Here is a 16,070-nt window from a genome sequence, read left to right as displayed (position 1 = left end):
TTATGCTTCCTTTCGCTTGACTGCCAGCAGCCGGCAGAGCTGAATCGGATCAATGGGGCTTTCGGTGACGCGCAGGCCCGTGGCGTTGTAAATGGCGTTTGCAACGGCCGCCGCCGTGGGGATGGTGACGGGCTCGCCCAGTCCCTTGGCGCCGGTGCTGTTGGCCTCATCGTCGAAAATTTCAACGGGAAGAGACACCATCTCGACGGGCACATCCATGGCCGTTGGAATTTTGTAGTCTAGCCAGTTGCAGTTAACCATCTTGCCGGTCTGTTTTTCATCCAAAATGCGCGCTTCGGTCATGGCCAGTCCGATTCCCATGGTGATGCCGCCGAATACCTGGTTATCATAGGTCAGCCGGCTCATGACCCGGCCGCTGTCATGGGCCCCGAGGAACCGGAGTATTCTGACCTCACCGGTCCGGGTATCGACTTCCACTTCGCAAAACTGCGCCGCAAAGGGATTGACGACCTTATTGGCGGGATTGGGTGCCCGGTAACCGATGCCGACGACCACCCCGGCCATTCTGAGGCCCGAGATTCGGCTAATGTCGATTTTCCTGGACGGATCACGGCTGCTGATGATGCTTCCCGGGGTGTATTCGAGATCCGCGGCATCGACTTTAAGATCCTTTGCCGCCATTTCCAGAACCTGTTGTTTGACGTTGACGGCGGCCGCGCGCACGGCTGGCGCTTCCGTGGGAACGGTCTTGCTGCCGCCGCTCGGTGTTGCGAACTGGGTGGTGCCCGTGTCCGCGTGTTCGATCTGAATGGCGTCGAGGGCTACCCCCAACTCTTCGGCCACCACCAAAGCCATCACTGTTTTGGTGCCGGTTCCGATGTCGCTGGCGCCCATGTTCAGATTGACGCTGCCGTCTGCGAAAAGCTTGAGAAGGATTGTCGCCGGCGGCCTGCCGTCGCCGGAGGCCCAGAGGGCGCCTGCCATGCCGATGCCCCTGCGAACAGATTTAGATTTTTCGGCGCTGGCGACTTTTTTTCCGGCCTTGCGCCAGCCGAAAGCTTCAGCTCCCTGAAGCAGGCACTCCTTGAATCCCGTAGTGGTATAGGGGGGGGCGCCTTTGCGGGCTTGGCTGAAAAGCGAAATGTTTTTAAGGCGTAGGTCCAGCGGATCCATTTGAATGGTCTCGGCCAGGGCATCCATCATTTGTTCGAGGGCCCAGGCCCCTTGAGGATGGCCCGGTGCGCGAAAGGCACGGGCCGGGCCGGCGTTGATATAGACATCGGTTGCTTCGGTTCGGACATTGGGGCAGGTATAAAGATCGCGGATCAGCCAGTCGACGACGAGCGCGCCGCCGGCCGGGTAAGCGCCGCCCGATCCGAGGCAGGTAAAGTCCAGCGCGGTGAGGGTGCCGTCCTTTTTGACGCCGGCCTTAAGGCGCATGTTGGTGGGCGGACGGTTGCCCACGGCCAGAAAGGTTTCTTCCCGGCTCAAAAATAGTCTGACCGGACGCCCGGTCATGCGGGCCAGGAGGGCCGCGATAAGGGTGTATTTTCCAGGCTGAAGCTTGCTGCCGAACGCGCCGCCCATATACGGGCCGATAACGCGAACCTTGGAAAGGGGGATGCCCAGAATTTCGGCGATGGTTTTCTGAACGGCAAACACCCCCTGACTGGACTCCCAGAGGGTCAGTCGGTCTCCCTCCCAGTTGGCCACGCACCCATGGGGTTCCAGGGGGGTGTGAATTTCGCACGCGGTTCTGTAATGCGCTTCGAGCACCACATCGGCTTCGGCAAACCCTTGATCCACGTCCCCCCGCGTGTAGGAGTCCGTCTTTCCGACCTGGTTGCCGTCGGGGTGAACCCGATGGGCGCCCGAGTTCAGAGCGGTCCGCTCATCGGCCGTGAAAGGCAACACCTCATAAGTCGTTTCGATCGCTCTTAAGGCGTCTCTCGCCTGGTAGGGGCTTTCAGCCGCAACGGCAGCCACGGTCTCTCCCTCGAACCGGCAAATGGGGTCGAAAAGTTTCGTCTGGACGACGGTTCCGGAACCGGCATAGGTCCACATGAGATTCGCCGCAGCGGTATCGCCGTCAATGACGGCGTGTACGCCGGGCATGCGCCGGGCCCGGTCAGTAGCGACCTGCAGCACCCGAGCATGGGGATGGGGGCAACGCAGTATGGCCCCATGAAGCATATTGGGAAGGGATACGTCTGAAGAAAAGATGGCTGATCCGCTGACCCGCTCATAGGCATCGACTCGGGGAACGGCCTTTCCGACCATGCGGGTTTCTTTCCAGTGGGGTAGGGGCTCTCCCGGCCGGGGGGTTTTCGGTATCGGCAGACCCGACGGCTCAAAAATCCTGTTATCAGCTTTTGCCACGATTCACCTCACTTTCCCCGCTTGAGAGCGGCGGCGCGTGACACCGCTGCCTGAATATGGGTATAGGCGCCGCAACGGCAGAGATTTCCACTCATGGCCTCGCGAATCTCGTCCGGTCCCGGGACGGAATTGCTGCGCAGCAGACTTTCTGCGGACATGATTTGGCCCGGCGTGCAGTAACCGCACTGAAAGGCATCGTGCTCGGCAAAGGCCTGCTGAACCGGCCCCAGATGCTCTCCTTCCATGAGACCTTCAATGGTCGTAATGTCCCTGCCCTCCATCTCGGCCGCAAGGGTCAGGCAGGCATAGCGGGAGACCCCGTCGACGAGAACGGTGCAGGCGCCGCACTCACCGCGTTCACAACCGGGTTTGGGCCCGGTGATGCCGAGTTTTTCGCGCAAAACATAGAGCAGCGTCCATCTGGGCTCAACGACTAGAGTACGGTGAATGCCGTTGACTGCAAAACGGATCTCAACGGCTTTTTCGGGCACAGCCGCCGCTGCAGCCGCCGTGCTGAATCCGGTGAGGGCATCCGAGGCGGCCACGGCCACCGCGCTGCTGCCCATGGTTTTGAGAAAATTTCGACGGGTGAGTCCCCGTCCTTTTATGTCCTTTGAGTTCTGATCCTCTTGCACGGATTGCCTCCACGGGGTGAATGGGGGGTCTTACCATAAAGGGTTGAAGAAAGCCGGATGCCGAATTTGCCGCCAACCCTCATCTCTTCATATGTATTTTCGCCGTACTTCTCAAGAAGCTTTTTGCCAAAGGCCGGGAAATCCTTGAAAGAGAATAGGTTCGAAACCATTCGGTAGTTTGACAGAAAATGAGCTTAATGGTAATGGGTCTTTCATCCGCCTGTTGCGAAAAAAAATGATGCACCTCATTGAAATTTAAGGAGGAAGGATGAAAAAGCGCCTCTATTTGATGGTTTTGATGCCCCTTGTGGCCCTGCTGGCCGGATGGGGTCATGCGGCCGAAACGATTAAGATCGGGGTGGTTGGCGCGCATTCAGGCGATTTGGCTTCCTACGGGTTGCCGACCGTCAATGCCGTTCATTTTGTCCTTGATGAGGTTAACGCCAAGGGCGGCATTCTCGGTAAGCAGGTCGAGATGATCCAGGTGGATGATGCCTGCAAACCGGAGGTGGCGGCCAATGCGGCCCAGAAAATCGTTTCCGAAAAGGTGAATGCCGTCATTGGTCCTATTTGCTCCGGCGCGACCAAGGCGGCCTTGGGAATTTACCGGGATGCCCGAATCATCACCATTTCGCCTTCGGCCACCAATGTGGATTTGACCAATAGCGGCGAGTATCCCAATTTTTTCCGTACCATCGCGCCGGATGACGCGCAGGCCCGGCTGGAAGTGGACTTTGCAGTAACCCACCTGAAGCTGAAGAGTCTTGCCGTCATTCATGACAAGGGCGATTACGGCAAGGGTCTGGCCGAGTTCGCCAGAGGGTTTTTGGAAAAGGCCGGCGCCATGGTGCTGCTGTTTGAAGGGGTTACCCCCGGCGCCGTGGATTATTCCGCCATCGTTCAGAAGATTCGGCAGTCCGGAGCGGAAGGGGTCATTTACGGCGGATACCATCCCGAGGCGGCCAAGATTGTCATGGCGATGAGAAAAAAGAAAATGAAGACCTTTTTCATTTCGGATGACGGCGTAAAGGATGACACCTTTATCAAGGTGGCTGGAAAATATGCTGAAGGCGTCTATGCCACCGGCCCGATTGATACCACCCAATCCCCGATGGCCATAGCGGCGATTGAGCAGCATAGAAAAGCCCTTTCCGCAGATCCGGGCGCCTTTTATCTTAATGCCCATGCCGCCATTCGGGCGCTGCTCAATGCCATGGATAAAGCCGGAAGCACGGATTACGATGCCGTGGCCAAGGCGTTGCGGACCGAATGGGTGGAAACGCCACTAGGGAAAATCAGCTTTGACGATAAGGGAGACGCCGAGGGAATCGGCTTTTCCATGTATCGGGTAACGGATGGGAAATTCGAAACCCCGGAAGCGCCATGAGATATTTCCTGGAACTTTTTTTCGGCGGGCTCACGCGCGGCAGTATTTATGCCCTGATCGCGCTGGGCTACACCATGGTGTATGGCATCATTCAACTCATCAACTTCGCCCACGGCGAGATTTACATGATCGGTGCGTTTACGGCACTGATCACGGCAAGCGTGCTTTCCCTGCTCGGTTTTCACGGGCTTTCCCTGTTGCTTCTGGCCGGTCTGGCGGCGGTTATTTATTGCGCCGCCTACGGCTATACCCTGGAAAAAATCGCTTACAAACCGCTGCGAAAGGCCTCTCGCCTCTCGCCGCTCATCAGCGCCATCGGCATGTCTATCTTTCTGCAAAACTATGTGCTGCTGGCGCAGACATCCGATTTTCTCTCTTTTCCGGCCCTCATTCCCGACTTTGTATTCCTGGAGGCATTTTCCGATTTTATGCTGCCTTCCGAAGTCGTTATATTTGCGACCACGGCCGTGGTGATGCTGCTGCTAACGGTCTTTATCAAGTTCACGCGCATGGGCAAGGCCATGCGGGCGACTTCCCAGGACCGGACAATGGCCATGCTCTCCGGGGTCAATGTCGAGCGCGTGATCTCGGTGACCTTCATCATTGGTTCGGCTCTTGCGGCCGTGGGCGGGGTGCTTATCTCCTCGCATATCGGTCAGATTAATTTCTACATCGGGTTCATCGCCGGGATCAAGGCCTTTACAGCCGCGGTCCTTGGCGGCATCGGCAGCATTCCCGGCGCCGTGCTCGGCGGCCTGGTTCTGGGCCTTACCGAAAGTTTTGCCACGGGGTATGTGTCGAGCGACTATGAGGACGTTTTTGCCTTTGGGTTGCTGGTCTTCATTCTCATCTTTCGCCCGGCCGGTTTGCTGGGAAAATCCGTTTCGGAAAAGGTATGATTGACGTGACGATTTCCCCCCGCTTCCGGGCGTTTCTAAAATCCCTTTTAATCGCCCTGTGGTTCATGTTCCTTACCTTTCCGATTTTGGTGATAAAGGTCAACCCGATTGAACGCACGGTTGTCTGGCGCTGGATGAATCTGGTATATGTCGGTGTCGGCGCTTTTTTTCTCTCCTTTCTCTGGCGGTATTTGATGAGACGCAAGCTCGGCGCCGGACAGCAAAAAGAAGGCCGGCTGCAACACCTGGCTGAACGGATTCGGCGCGAACCAAAGCGGTTTATTCCGGTAATGATCGCAATCGGACTCGCCGCGGTGCTTTTCCCCTTGATAACATCGAGTTATCAGGTGTCCATCCTGACGACCGCCCTGATGTACGTCATGCTGGGGTTGGGGCTCAATATTGTCGTGGGCCTGGCCGGTCTGCTGGATTTGGGGTATGTGGCCTTTTATGCCGTGGGGGCTTATGCCTATGCGCTGCTGAATTATCATTTCGAGCTGGGATTTTGGGCCTGTCTGCCGCTGAGCGCGGTGCTGGCCGCCTTTTTCGGCGTTCTGCTTGGATTTCCGGTCCTGCGGCTGCGGGGGGATTATCTGGCCATTGTGACCTTAGGCTTCGGGGAAATCATTCGGCTGATTCTGGAAAACTGGAACGACTTTTCTTTTGGTCCGAGCGGCATTGCGGGCATTTCCCGGCCGTGGTTTTTCGGAATGACCTTAAGCCCCCAGCAGGCCAATGTCTATATGTATTACCTCATGATCATTCTGGTGTTATTGACCATCTTCGTGGTGGGTCGGCTCGAAAATTCGCGTATCGGCCGGGCATGGATCGCGCTTCGGGAAGATGAAATCGCCTGCGAGGCGATGGGGATCGACAAAACCCGGACCAAGCTCACCGCCTTTGCTCTGGGTGCGACCTGGGCGGGAATGGTCGGCTGCATCTTTGCCGCCAAGACGACTTTTATCAACCCGGCCAGTTTCACCTTCATGGAGTCGGCCATCATTCTATCGATCGTGGTGTTGGGCGGCATGGGTTCCATTTTGGGGGTCATTCTGGCAGCCTTGATTTTGATTTTGTTGCCCGAATATTTGCGGGCTTTTGCCGAAATGCGAATGCTCATTTTCGGCGCCAGTATGGTGCTCATGATGGTTTTTCGGCCTCAGGGCCTGATTCGCCGGAGGAAACGGCGCTATGAATGGAAACAGGCGGCATGAGCATGCAACCGGTGATCGCGGTCAAGGGACTTACCATGCGTTTTGGCGGTTTGCTGGCGCTCGATGCCATCAATTTGCATATTGAAAAGGGTGAGATTGTGGCCCTGATCGGCCCCAACGGCGCCGGGAAAACGACCTTTTTCAATTGCATTACCGGTATATATCGCCCGAGCGGGGGAGCGGTTTTCATCGCGCCTGCTGGCGGAGAACCGCTGCGGATCAACGGGCTTAAGCCCCATCTTATTACCCGAAAGGGCCTTGCCCGCACCTTTCAGAATATTCGGCTTTTTTCAAACATGACCGTTCTTGAAAACCTCATGGTCGCGCGGCATTGCCGCACCCGGTCCGGTATTTTCGGCGCGGTGGCGCAGGATAACGCCACCCGAAATGAAGAGCTGGAAATCGTGCGATTTTCCTATCGGCTACTGGAAAGCTTCGGGCTTGCGCGCTATGTGAATGAGGTGGCCGGCTCGCTTGCCTACGGTGAGCAGCGGCGCCTGGAGATTGCTCGTGCACTGGCCACTGAACCTTTTTTGCTGCTTCTGGATGAACCTGCGGCCGGCATGAACCATAAAGAGACGGAAGAACTCGATGTCCTGATTCGGCGCATTCGGGACGAGAATTCCCTCTCGATTCTGTTGATCGAACACGACATGAAACTGGTGATGAGTTTATCGGATCGCATTTATGTTCTGGATCACGGAGAGATGATCGCCACGGGCGCACCGGCCCAAATCGCTTTGAATTCAAAGGTCATTAACGCCTATCTCGGAGAGAGCTTTGATGCTTGAACTAAAAGAGATTCGCACCTTTTACGGCCGGATTGAAGCGTTAAAAGGCGTCAGCCTGGAGATCAGAAAAGGCGAGATTATCACCCTGATCGGCGCCAACGGCGCTGGAAAATCAACGACACTCATGTCCATCAGCGGCATCGTACCGCCGGCATTTGGGCAAATTCTGTTCAATGGGCAGCGGGTTCACACCCTGCGACCCGATCAAATCTGCCGGCTCGGCATTCTTCAGGTGCCGGAGGGCCGAAGAATTTTTCCGGATCTGACGGTTACGGAAAACCTCGCCATGGGGGCTTATCTGAGAAAGGACAAGACCGGTATTCACCGGGACAGAGATTATATTTTCAGCCTCTTTCCGCGACTGGCTGAGCGGCGGCATCAGCCGGGAGGCACTCTGAGCGGCGGTGAGCAGCAGATGCTGGCCATTGCCCGCGGGCTCATGGGGCAGCCCAAGTTATTGCTGCTCGATGAGCCGTCCCTTGGCCTGGCGCCGGTGCTCGTGCAGATCATCTTTGAGACCATTCAAAAGATCAACCGGGAAAACAACACAACGATTTTATTGGTGGAGCAAAACGCCAACAAAGCCTTGGCCATTGCCCATCGCGGCTATGTCATGGAGACTGGAAAAATCATCCTCTCGGGCACCGCCGAAAACCTGCGCCAAAGCGAGCGCATCAAAACCGCCTACCTCGGGTTGTGATTTTGTGGCCATCCGACGGGTAATGACAGAAGCAATTTTTTCAGAAAACAGTCAACCTCGTTCTGCGACTAACCCAGGGCAATCGCATGTAACCCATAGCCCGCTTCAGCCTTGAGAAAAATCGGATTCCAGCTGCGGCAAACTCACGCGGAACGCGTTCAAACAGTGCCGCAGCTTCCATCCGATCCCCCTCAAGGCTTTCGCTCCCGGCAGTCCATTTCTACATGCGATTGTCCTGGCGACTAACCGAGCGGCGGTGCGCAGCCGATGCTGGCCATTGCCCGTCCGTCAAGTCGGGTCACAATTTTGTTGGTGTCCACAGGTATGAAGGTTTGCCGTGGACAATGTCTCCCAATAGTAGCAATTGTTTTCATTGTCACAAACAAAGTGGTCATGATGGAATACCGGCGTTCCGTCGGGCAGGCCCAGTAATTCGGCATTTTTGCCCATGCACAGATGAGGCCGCAGGGATTCGGTGAGCGTTAAGGGCGTTTTGTCCATCCATTTGCAAATTGACAGGATAATATCATTGGGTGAGGTGCTTCTGTCCATTTGAAGGTGATGGAAGATGTCCTCGGTTACATAATGGGTTGCAATCACCTTATGGCGTGAGTTGCTTTTGAATTTCATGCAGTGAACTATTTTTAAGACCTTGGCGTCGGAGGTTGCCTTCTTGAGATCGTATAATATCACGATGCGACGGGGGAGCGACGCGATCCACTCGGAAGAAATGATGGTACAGTCCGAATTAAGTAACGCGTCGGTAATTTTTTTTTGAATAACCAGGTTGCCGAACAAAATGGCTTCCAGGTTGGCATTTTCAGGGATAATCGTGCCAACCCCTTGCTTCATGCTCAAAAGGCCTTCCAATTTCAAAAGATGAAGCGCTCGGCGAATGGTTTCAGCCGCGACGCCATAGGTTTTTGCTAAGTCTACGATCGTACCGATTTTGCCGCCCCGCTCGAACTCGCCGGAAAGGATGCTCGCTTTCATTTCATGGTACACTCTGAAATAGTTTGGAATATTAAGATTTTGATACATGCTGGATTCTCTGCAAGTTATGTTAACCATCTGAGCCGATTTCAAAGCACCTGGAACCAAATTGATAACCGGTATCGGTTGCTTTGTCTCGGGTGCCATTTTTTCAATGCCGACTTTACAGTGATTTACCAAATCAATCAAGGAAACAACCCGCCAGGAAACAACCTGTCCGAAAAACATATTCTTGTGCGGGTACCCAAAGTCCCGGACCCATTTCCCGGACCCGCGAGGAATTATCCTCGGAATCCTGAAAAAGCGGTTTTTACCGGACCGACTGGTTCCACATAGCACTTTCGTATAAACCAGTTCGGAATTCGGCCAATAAGCACCATCCGGAATTCCGGTTGGTTTTCTGATGACACCGCCTTTATCTTTCCGGAACAAAAAGCAAGTTTTGATTTAAGATACAGGCCACCTGTGATATGTTTTGGTTTGTTAACTTCGAAGGTTGAATCACTGAGAATAAAGGAGAGGCGCGATGTCCAAAATAGCCATTATTCGGTGCGAAAAAAATATGGATCGATGCCCGATGACAGGGTGTTTCCGCTGTCTTCAAGAAAGAAAAGAAGGATTTGCCGGCTATGAGAGTTGTGAGCTTGCCGGTCTTTTTACCTGCCATTGCCCGGGGGATGATGCGGTGAGCATGGCGAAAATTCTTAAGTCCAAAGGTGCGGAGGTGATCCATTTTTGCACCTGTCTGTTTTCAAAAAAGGGAAAGGAAGCGTGGGAAATGAGCGATGGGGGGTTCTGTGAACACCTTGATGCAATGATTGATCGCGTGCATCTGGAGACAGGGCTGCCCTGTGTGAAGGGTACCGCGCATCTTCCCGGTGGATATCAACCTGAGGTGTGGAGCTGATCAATGAAAAAGGAAGTGATAACGGTCAATGCCCATATAGATATCACCCCGGCGGCGTTGCAGGCCATTGTGGCCAATGCAAAAGCCGTTGCCGGCACCGATGCAAAAGGGGTTTATCGTGTGGATACCGCGGACAAGGTCGGTGAGATTATTTCGCTTTTTCTCGCCAAAATGGATTTCGACACGTTTGCGAAGGATATTGAAAACTACCGGTAACCCGGCAAAAGGCCGGAAGACGGCTTATAATTTTTATGAAGGTTAAACTATGAAAACAACGATCACGATCTTATCGGAAAATTATGTGGGTAAATCCGGGTTGATGGGGGAGCACGGGTTCAGTGCGCTGATTGAAAGCGCAAAGGGCCGGTTTTTGTTTGACACGGGGCCGGGGCGCTCCTTGCCGTATAATGCTGAAAAACTGCATATTAACTTAAAGACAATCGATAAAATCTTTCTTAGCCACGGGCATTATGATCATACCGGCGGGTTAAAATGGGCCATCGAGCAAGCCGGGCCGATTCGGGTTGTGGCCAGCAAGCATTTGTTTATTAAACACATGGGAATGGATCTGACGCAACCGTCCAAACCGCCGTTTTATGCGGGATGCCCGTTTTCGCAGCAAGAGCTGGAAGCGCTGGGCGCCGAGTTTCTTTTTTTGAATCAGACCACGAAAATCGGCGATGGTGTCTGGTTCCTCACGAATTATCCCCGAACCGTGGAAACCGTTCCAGAAGATGCCAGACTGGTGCGAATGGAAAACGGGCAGATCGTTCCCGACGACATTCCGGATGACAGTTCCCTGTTGATCGAGACGGATACGGCGCCGATTTTGATATTGGGCTGCACGCATTCCGGAATTATTAACACGCTGTTGCACCTGAAAAATGATATGGGCATTTCAAAGCTGAAAGCCGTGATCGGTGGCACGCATCTGATGGCTTCCGACGAGTCGGCGGTCGAGCGGGCCATGGACATGTTGGATGAATTTTCAGTGGAGATGATCGGTACCGCGCACTGTACGGGCTTTAAGGCCACGGTTCTGATAGCAACGCGCTTTAAGGAACGTTTTGTTTTGGCCGCCGCCGGCAGTGTGATTACGGTATAACCTGCTTTCAATGCCGGTCTGGTATAGTTAGGCCCTTTACCAGAAACATGCACGCTTTTGCGTGTATATTTGCCGAGGGTGAAAGATGGCTTTTATGCATCCCAGCATTCCAGCATCCGGCTTTGCCGGATTAGAAGGGTTATAAAGATAAAAACGCCTGCTTGGCATGGCGTTTTCTTTCAGGCGATGTCAATTCCACGGACTTTCGTTGCATTCTGAGTCTGGGCCTGGCTCAAAAATGGTCAGCTTGTCTCCGGGCTGAATGGCATGGCGGCGATCGAACCGATTCCAAATCATCAGAGAAGGCATGGGCACACCGAATCTGTCGGCAATTTCGATAAGTGTGTCTCCGGCCTGAACAATATAACTGCGTTCCTTTCGAGCGGCGAGTGTTTTTGTCAATAGTTGATCAAATTGCGGATGAAAGTCCGCTGCAGCGGCTTTGGGGATGAGAAATTGATAATCCCCCGGCGGAAGAAGGCCGCCGATAATCTCGGGATTCAGATCCGTTATCACCTTGAAATACGTGTTGGCCGCTGTTGCCACCACGCGAACGGGAATGGGATGCTGACTTCTCAGCTTGACGTTGTCACATTCAAACGGTGGATAGTATTCTTCGTCCTTGAGTTCAAACCCGAAAGCAGCCGGATTGGACAGAATCATTTTGACGCAGACAATGCGAAAGATGAACCGTTGGGTTTCAAGCGGCAGGTTCAGTTGATAATAATCGTAGGTTCCCTGCTCGGCAATATTCGCCAGCAATCTGGTTTCGCCCATATTATAGGCGGCTACGGAGAGCGTCCAGGAGCCGAGCAGATCCTGAAGCATTGTCAGGTATCGTATCGCCGCAGCGGTGGAGGCGGTAAGGTTTCGCCTTTCATCGATATGTGAATTAATGACAAGGCCGTATTGGCGGCCGACCGGGCCGAGAAACTGCCAGAATCCCATCGCGCCCTTGCTTGACCCGGCATGCGGCAAAAGAGAGCTTTCAATCACCGCCACATATTGCAAATCAAGGGGCATGTGATTTTCCCTGAGCATCGCCTCAATTTGCGTTAGATACCGCCGGGAGCGCTTCAACCAGAGGGTTACCTGGGCGCGGTCTTCGGTGATCAGTAAAAATTCCTTCTCAAGCCGTTCCCGCACATCTTCAATGTCCAGCGGCATCGGCTCGTCGCAAAAAGAGACCGCCATACCGGGTGGCAGAAAGGACAGGGGAATGGTCGCCGTGCCTTCAGCCGGAGCCGATCGAAGCACCCCATAGCCCAACACCGTGATCCATAACGCCAGAATTTGGCTTATTATCTTCATGTCTTGTTGTTTCCGCTTCTTTATTCATCTTTCTTTCAGCCATACCATGGCCGATAGTTATCAGGGCCGGCGTCACCCGCTTCTTATGCCATGGCTGCAAGGGGGAACGCAAGCGCTTATCGATTAACGGTTTCATCCGAAATGACGGAATCAGTCAACGGAACATGAAAGCGGTTGGATTTGGAGGCGTATCCAGAGATAAGAACTCGCTTTTTATAAAGAAAAATATTGGCAATTGCAATAGTAAATCGGGCTGAAGCCCACCGCAACATGTTGCGGTGGGCTTCAGCCCGATTAAACCCAATAAAAAATAGCGGATAAATTGAAGAGGAATTGAGGTGTTGTTGAGTGAATATTGCAAAATTTTGTTATCGCAGGGCTGTTTTTTGGCGTAGCCCCCCCTTTAATCCTGTTAAACTATTTTGAAAAATGCTTAGTTCCAATAGTCATAAGCGGGAATTTGGGAATCCGAATCGTCACAGGTTAATTCGGGGATATAGGATGGGCTTTCAGGCGGCGGATCATGATTCCGCGTATCCCAGAGATTCAGATGCAGTAAAATTTTTTGTATGATTTCAGGCTGATCGATTATGGATATGATTTTTATGGCGCCCTGGCATTTGGGACACACCAAGGGATCGACCTCATACACCTTTTGGATCAACCGCGCCCAATTCCTTCTGAATTCTTTTGATGACATTTCGCCGGGTATAAGGGTTGGTATCTCATCGTCCTCATCGCGTTTTTTGCGAAGGCCTCGCAACTTGTTCGAGTAATAGCCATAATAACGTACGGTTTGCTCATATCTGTCGGGTATGTGCATCACCAGTTGCGCCAGCCAATCCAATGCGTCAAATGTTTTCCGGGTTCTGCCGTCCTTGGATGTGCAAATGACCTTGGCCACGCCGTCCGTGGATCTTTCCACCGGTTTATAGTCCATTCGTTCTTGTGAAAAGCAGGCGCGGATAATGCATTTCGCCAACTTTTCCAAACCGGTTTCGTCATCCGGCAAAATCCTGCCGCCGATATAAACTTGAAAAGCGCTATGGCGCCAGGAAAGCAAATTTTCAATGATGGCATCATTTATTTTTCCCTCTTTTTTAAGCATTTTTAACACCTCGTGCTGAAAGGCCTTTTCGAGGTCTTTGGCCATAAAACCGGGCGCCATCCGGAAGGTGTCATCGGAACGAAAGCAACCGTCCGACACGATGGCGTGCAAATGGGGATTGAAATTTAAAAAATCTCCGTAAGTGTGCACCGCTATACTGGCCCCGGGAACGGCATCGTCATCTAACACGCCTGATTTTAAATAGGGGCGTATTACGTTCCAACCGCATTTGCTTAATTTTGCCAGTAATCTACGATCGTACATAAAGTAGATCCGCAATCTTTTCGGAAGACTAAAGACCCATTGCCGGTGGGGAACATCTTTCAAAACATTCGTCAACAACCACTCGCCGTATTCGACCACTCTCTTCTGGTGGCAGGAAGGGCAAAAGTGCCGCCGCTTGCAAGAAAATGCCAACAGATACTCATGACCACATTCCGAACATTTAACTCTTGCGAATCCACAATGCAGATCGCCGCAATCCAAATAGCGGTGAATGACATCCATGACATGGGGGCGCCAAAATCCAAAATGAGGTGCATCCCGGTCATCCCAAAGCTGATCCAATTATTCAAAATGGTTTTGAACGCATTGATAGTAGCCACTGGCTTGTGGATTACGCGGGCGATAGACGTCGGGGGTCGTGAGATCGGATACGGGCTGTCCCATGAGAATTATCAGCAATAGCATCCATATCGTTCATTGCAGCTGTAGGCCACCTAATGTATATATTAATGTAAAGTCTTTCGTATAATTTTGTAAAGGTTATTTTTTCGTAAGCTTAAAAATGGGTATTTCCGGAAAGGTCGTTGTCCTGAAAGAGTTAAAGGCTATCGAACCCACCTGTGAGTGGCGAAGGCCTCAATTCAGCATTGTCGGCTGCGGCCCGGTTGCAGCGATTCATTTCGCATGCGGTGCTTGTTTGCGGTGCGGCTCGGTGCCGAAATCGGCAAGGCCAACGTACTCATCTCCGTAGCCCATTTTAAAGGGCATGAGCTGACCGGATTTGGTGGCGCGTTGAAAAACATCGGCAGAGAAGTGCGAGCCGCCGGGGAAAACTGGCGCAACATGCCATGGCTGCACCAAAAATAAGGGACATGAACCGTATCGCCTGTTAAGGCTTAAAGAGGTAGCCCCACATCGAGTCCAATGGTAAGTTGATCTTCCTTCTGGTCGACGATCCCACAAATTAGATTTTTGATTATCCACTAGACTATTTTTCCCTCCTTTGTTGCCGATTTTCAAAAGTGAAAGACCTCTATACTTCGGTCCCCAAAAAGGGGGGGGCTTATCACCTCACCGGATCTCAGTCCCTGGCGCCTATCCCAACAGTTTCAATTCTACTAAAGGTGTTTAAGGACGAACTGGACGCTGGCAATTCGTATCCGGCTGCTTGACCCGGTCTGACATTGGGCCAAGCAGCTTGGAGACAATCATGGGGAGCAAGAAAATTGAATTAAAGGTGGCTAAGCTTCGTCCAGCAGCGTTTCCACAACGAGTTTAGCGACCTTCGCGCAATTGACGCAGCAACCTTCAAAATTCGGGGTGGCTACATATTTTTCAACATCTGCGGCATTTTTGAGCTCCATGCCGGCAAGATCTATGCATTTGTTTCCCCCCATCATTTCGGTACATTTTTCTGCAAACTTGCCGATCTTGAGGAGACTGTCAATTATTTGTTCCATACCCCATTTGTTGAAATTATCCCAGGACCGACCATACTTTTCCGACAGCATGGATAGACACATGGCGCCACCGGTTATGGCACCGCAGGTTTCCTGCGTGAGCCCCAACCCGCCGGCCATAGCAAACGACGCTGTGAATGCAGCTTCTTCTTGAACACCGAGTGCGTGCAGCACGGCACGCATCACCGCCTGGGATCACCCATGGTAGACTTTTTCAAAATTATACCCCATGTCATAGGCCGCCTGGGCCAATGTTTCCTTTTGCTCTTTCAGCATTTTCCCTTCCTCCTTTCTTTTTAATCCCCCCATGATTTGATTCATTTCTCAGAACTATGAATAAGGCCGTGCAGCGCATCCGTCGCATTCCTTGGTTCCTGATGCCTTGAGCCTACTGCCTTTTTGCCAAGGCCTTAAGGACAGTTTCAGGTGTTGCCGGGAACTGTGTGATCCATACTCCTACAGCATTATGAATGGCAGCTATGATGGCCGGAACAGGTACATTGGTTGAGCTTTCACAAAACCCTTTCGCACCAAACGGACCGTCAGGATGAGGATTGTCAAGGATTGCATACTGACTTTCAGGAGGCACATCTGCCGCGGTTGCGATCACATAGCTCTCAAAGCTATCTACAGCATACTCTGGCGATGGCCAATATGGATGAGCAGATTCATTTGGCGCTATGCCAATGCCCATTGCCGCCCCACCATGGATCTGCTCTTTACACTTTAGCGGGTTAATCGCCTGGCCGATCTCGTAAGCATCATACCAGACATTCGGCACTGCATAAGAGATAAGAACTCGAGAGATAATAACTCGCTTTTTATAAAGAAAAATATTGACAATTGCAATAGTAAATCGGGCTGAAGCCAGGGCGAATTTATCCTGTACGATAAGTTGCCTTTTGTTAAATAGTTGAATCACCACTCTGAACAAACATCTCCGTATAATGAATGGGAGGACTCAAAAGACGATTCGTCCGAGAGGTGACTGACGT

Annotated in this window: 16 protein-coding genes and 1 pseudogene; 9 read left to right on the top strand and 8 right to left on the bottom strand. The window is 52.6% G+C overall.

The features are described 5' to 3' along the window. Together RBT11_18400 and RBT11_18395 are read right to left on the bottom strand one after the other, a co-directional pair. A complete protein-coding gene (locus RBT11_18400) occupies positions 1-2,340 on the bottom strand; it encodes a xanthine dehydrogenase family protein molybdopterin-binding subunit (protein MDX9788755.1) in 2,340 nt (779 codons plus the stop codon). A gap of 8 nt (positions 2,341-2,348) precedes the next feature. After that, entirely contained in the window at positions 2,349-2,975 is a 627-nt protein-coding gene (locus tag RBT11_18395) for a (2Fe-2S)-binding protein (protein MDX9788754.1), read from the bottom strand. 268 nt (positions 2,976-3,243) lie between these two features. Here RBT11_18395 and RBT11_18390 point away from each other — a divergent pair, with 268 nt between their 5' ends. The 5 genes from RBT11_18390 to RBT11_18370 are packed head-to-tail and all read left to right on the top strand — an operon-like array spanning position 3,244 to position 7,966. After that, positions 3,244-4,362: a branched-chain amino acid ABC transporter substrate-binding protein gene (locus RBT11_18390; GenBank protein ID MDX9788753.1), complete on the top strand. Its 1,119-nt coding sequence runs from the start codon at positions 3,244-3,246 to the stop codon at positions 4,360-4,362. Beyond that, a complete protein-coding gene (locus RBT11_18385; GenBank protein ID MDX9788752.1) occupies positions 4,359-5,261 on the top strand; it encodes a branched-chain amino acid ABC transporter permease LivH in 903 nt (300 codons plus the stop codon). The genes RBT11_18390 and RBT11_18385 overlap by 4 nt, the downstream gene beginning before the upstream one ends. Next, entirely contained in the window at positions 5,258-6,475 is a 1,218-nt protein-coding gene (locus RBT11_18380) for a branched-chain amino acid ABC transporter permease (protein ID MDX9788751.1), read from the top strand. The genes RBT11_18385 and RBT11_18380 overlap by 4 nt, the downstream gene beginning before the upstream one ends. Next, positions 6,457-7,266, top strand: coding sequence for an ABC transporter ATP-binding protein (locus RBT11_18375; protein ID MDX9788750.1), 810 nt, complete (start codon positions 6,457-6,459; stop codon positions 7,264-7,266). Before RBT11_18380 ends, RBT11_18375 begins: the two co-directional genes overlap by 19 nt. Next, positions 7,259-7,966 (top strand): ABC transporter ATP-binding protein, encoded by a 708-nt coding sequence (locus RBT11_18370; protein ID MDX9788749.1) that lies wholly within the window; start codon positions 7,259-7,261, stop codon positions 7,964-7,966. The genes RBT11_18375 and RBT11_18370 overlap by 8 nt, the downstream gene beginning before the upstream one ends. A 288-nt stretch (positions 7,967-8,254) precedes the next feature. Here RBT11_18370 and RBT11_18365 read toward each other — a convergent pair whose 3' ends face one another. Beyond that, a complete protein-coding gene (locus RBT11_18365; protein MDX9788748.1) occupies positions 8,255-9,007 on the bottom strand; it encodes a GntR family transcriptional regulator in 753 nt (250 codons plus the stop codon). A gap of 478 nt (positions 9,008-9,485) precedes the next feature. Between RBT11_18365 and RBT11_18360 the strand changes: the two genes are divergently transcribed. Genes RBT11_18360 through RBT11_18350 form a run of 3 tightly spaced genes read left to right on the top strand, consistent with a single transcriptional unit; the run spans position 9,486 to position 10,971 of the window. Beyond that, a complete protein-coding gene (locus RBT11_18360; protein ID MDX9788747.1) occupies positions 9,486-9,866 on the top strand; it encodes a CGGC domain-containing protein in 381 nt (126 codons plus the stop codon). 3 nt (positions 9,867-9,869) lie between these two features. Beyond that, positions 9,870-10,082: a hypothetical protein gene (locus tag RBT11_18355; protein ID MDX9788746.1), complete on the top strand. Its 213-nt coding sequence runs from the start codon at positions 9,870-9,872 to the stop codon at positions 10,080-10,082. A 49-nt stretch (positions 10,083-10,131) separates the two neighbouring features. After that, positions 10,132-10,971 carry an MBL fold metallo-hydrolase gene (locus RBT11_18350; protein ID MDX9788745.1) on the top strand — a complete coding sequence of 280 codons (840 nt, stop codon included), beginning with the start codon at positions 10,132-10,134 and terminating at the stop codon, positions 10,969-10,971. A 189-nt stretch (positions 10,972-11,160) separates the two neighbouring features. On the opposite strand, the gene RBT11_18345 is transcribed toward RBT11_18350, so the two are convergent. The 3 genes and pseudogenes from RBT11_18345 to RBT11_18335 form a co-directional block, all read right to left on the bottom strand. Beyond that, entirely contained in the window at positions 11,161-12,282 is a 1,122-nt protein-coding gene (locus tag RBT11_18345) for a transglycosylase SLT domain-containing protein (GenBank protein ID MDX9788744.1), read from the bottom strand. Positions 12,283-12,715: 433 nt separating this feature from the next. Then, a complete protein-coding gene (locus RBT11_18340; GenBank protein MDX9788743.1) occupies positions 12,716-13,654 on the bottom strand; it encodes a transposase in 939 nt (312 codons plus the stop codon). 36 nt (positions 13,655-13,690) lie between these two features. Then, positions 13,691-13,957: pseudogene (locus RBT11_18335) on the bottom strand (transposase zinc-binding domain-containing protein). 342 nt (positions 13,958-14,299) lie between these two features. Between RBT11_18335 and RBT11_18330 the strand changes: the two are divergent. Continuing rightward, positions 14,300-14,482 carry a DUF362 domain-containing protein gene (locus tag RBT11_18330; GenBank protein ID MDX9788742.1) on the top strand — a complete coding sequence of 61 codons (183 nt, stop codon included), beginning with the start codon at positions 14,300-14,302 and terminating at the stop codon, positions 14,480-14,482. Between the two features lie 374 nt (positions 14,483-14,856). Here the strand turns inward: RBT11_18330 and RBT11_18325 are convergent, their stop codons facing one another. Both RBT11_18325 and RBT11_18320 read right to left on the bottom strand, forming a co-directional pair. Next, positions 14,857-15,258: a C-GCAxxG-C-C family protein gene (locus RBT11_18325; GenBank protein MDX9788741.1), complete on the bottom strand. Its 402-nt coding sequence runs from the start codon at positions 15,256-15,258 to the stop codon at positions 14,857-14,859. A 205-nt stretch (positions 15,259-15,463) separates the two neighbouring features. Then, on the bottom strand, positions 15,464-16,000 hold the full coding sequence (locus RBT11_18320; GenBank protein MDX9788740.1) for a molybdopterin-dependent oxidoreductase: 537 nt from the start codon (positions 15,998-16,000) through the stop codon (positions 15,464-15,466). Positions 16,001-16,070: the final 70 nt, after the last annotated feature.

Source organism: Desulfobacterales bacterium (genome assembly GCA_034003325.1).
Lineage (GTDB): Bacteria > Desulfobacterota > Desulfobacteria > Desulfobacterales > JAFDDL01 > JAVEYW01.
The sequence above is the reverse complement of the archived record's forward strand: the minus strand, read 5'-3'. Positions and strand labels throughout refer to the sequence as shown.

Bases quoted from the DNA above. Each gene is read 5' to 3' on its own strand.
- RBT11_18370 (MDX9788749.1), top strand. From the start codon at position 7,259: ATGCTTGAACTAAAAGAGATTCGCACCTTTTACGGCCGGATTGAAGCG.
- RBT11_18365 (MDX9788748.1), bottom strand. From the start codon at position 9,007: ATGTATCAAAATCTTAATATTCCAAACTATTTCAGAGTGTACCATGAA.
- RBT11_18355 (MDX9788746.1), top strand. From the start codon at position 9,870: ATGAAAAAGGAAGTGATAACGGTCAATGCCCATATAGATATCACCCCG.
- RBT11_18345 (MDX9788744.1), bottom strand. From the start codon at position 12,282: ATGAAGATAATAAGCCAAATTCTGGCGTTATGGATCACGGTGTTGGGC.
- RBT11_18380 (MDX9788751.1), top strand. From the start codon at position 5,258: ATGATTGACGTGACGATTTCCCCCCGCTTCCGGGCGTTTCTAAAATCC.
- RBT11_18385 (MDX9788752.1), top strand. From the start codon at position 4,359: ATGAGATATTTCCTGGAACTTTTTTTCGGCGGGCTCACGCGCGGCAGT.
- RBT11_18325 (MDX9788741.1), bottom strand. From the start codon at position 15,258: ATGCGTGCCGTGCTGCACGCACTCGGTGTTCAAGAAGAAGCTGCATTC.
- RBT11_18375 (MDX9788750.1), top strand. From the start codon at position 6,457: ATGGAAACAGGCGGCATGAGCATGCAACCGGTGATCGCGGTCAAGGGA.
- RBT11_18360 (MDX9788747.1), top strand. From the start codon at position 9,486: ATGTCCAAAATAGCCATTATTCGGTGCGAAAAAAATATGGATCGATGC.
- RBT11_18390 (MDX9788753.1), top strand. From the start codon at position 3,244: ATGAAAAAGCGCCTCTATTTGATGGTTTTGATGCCCCTTGTGGCCCTG.
- RBT11_18330 (MDX9788742.1), top strand. From the start codon at position 14,300: ATGCGGTGCTTGTTTGCGGTGCGGCTCGGTGCCGAAATCGGCAAGGCC.
- RBT11_18340 (MDX9788743.1), bottom strand. From the start codon at position 13,654: ATGTACGATCGTAGATTACTGGCAAAATTAAGCAAATGCGGTTGGAAC.
- RBT11_18350 (MDX9788745.1), top strand. From the start codon at position 10,132: ATGAAAACAACGATCACGATCTTATCGGAAAATTATGTGGGTAAATCC.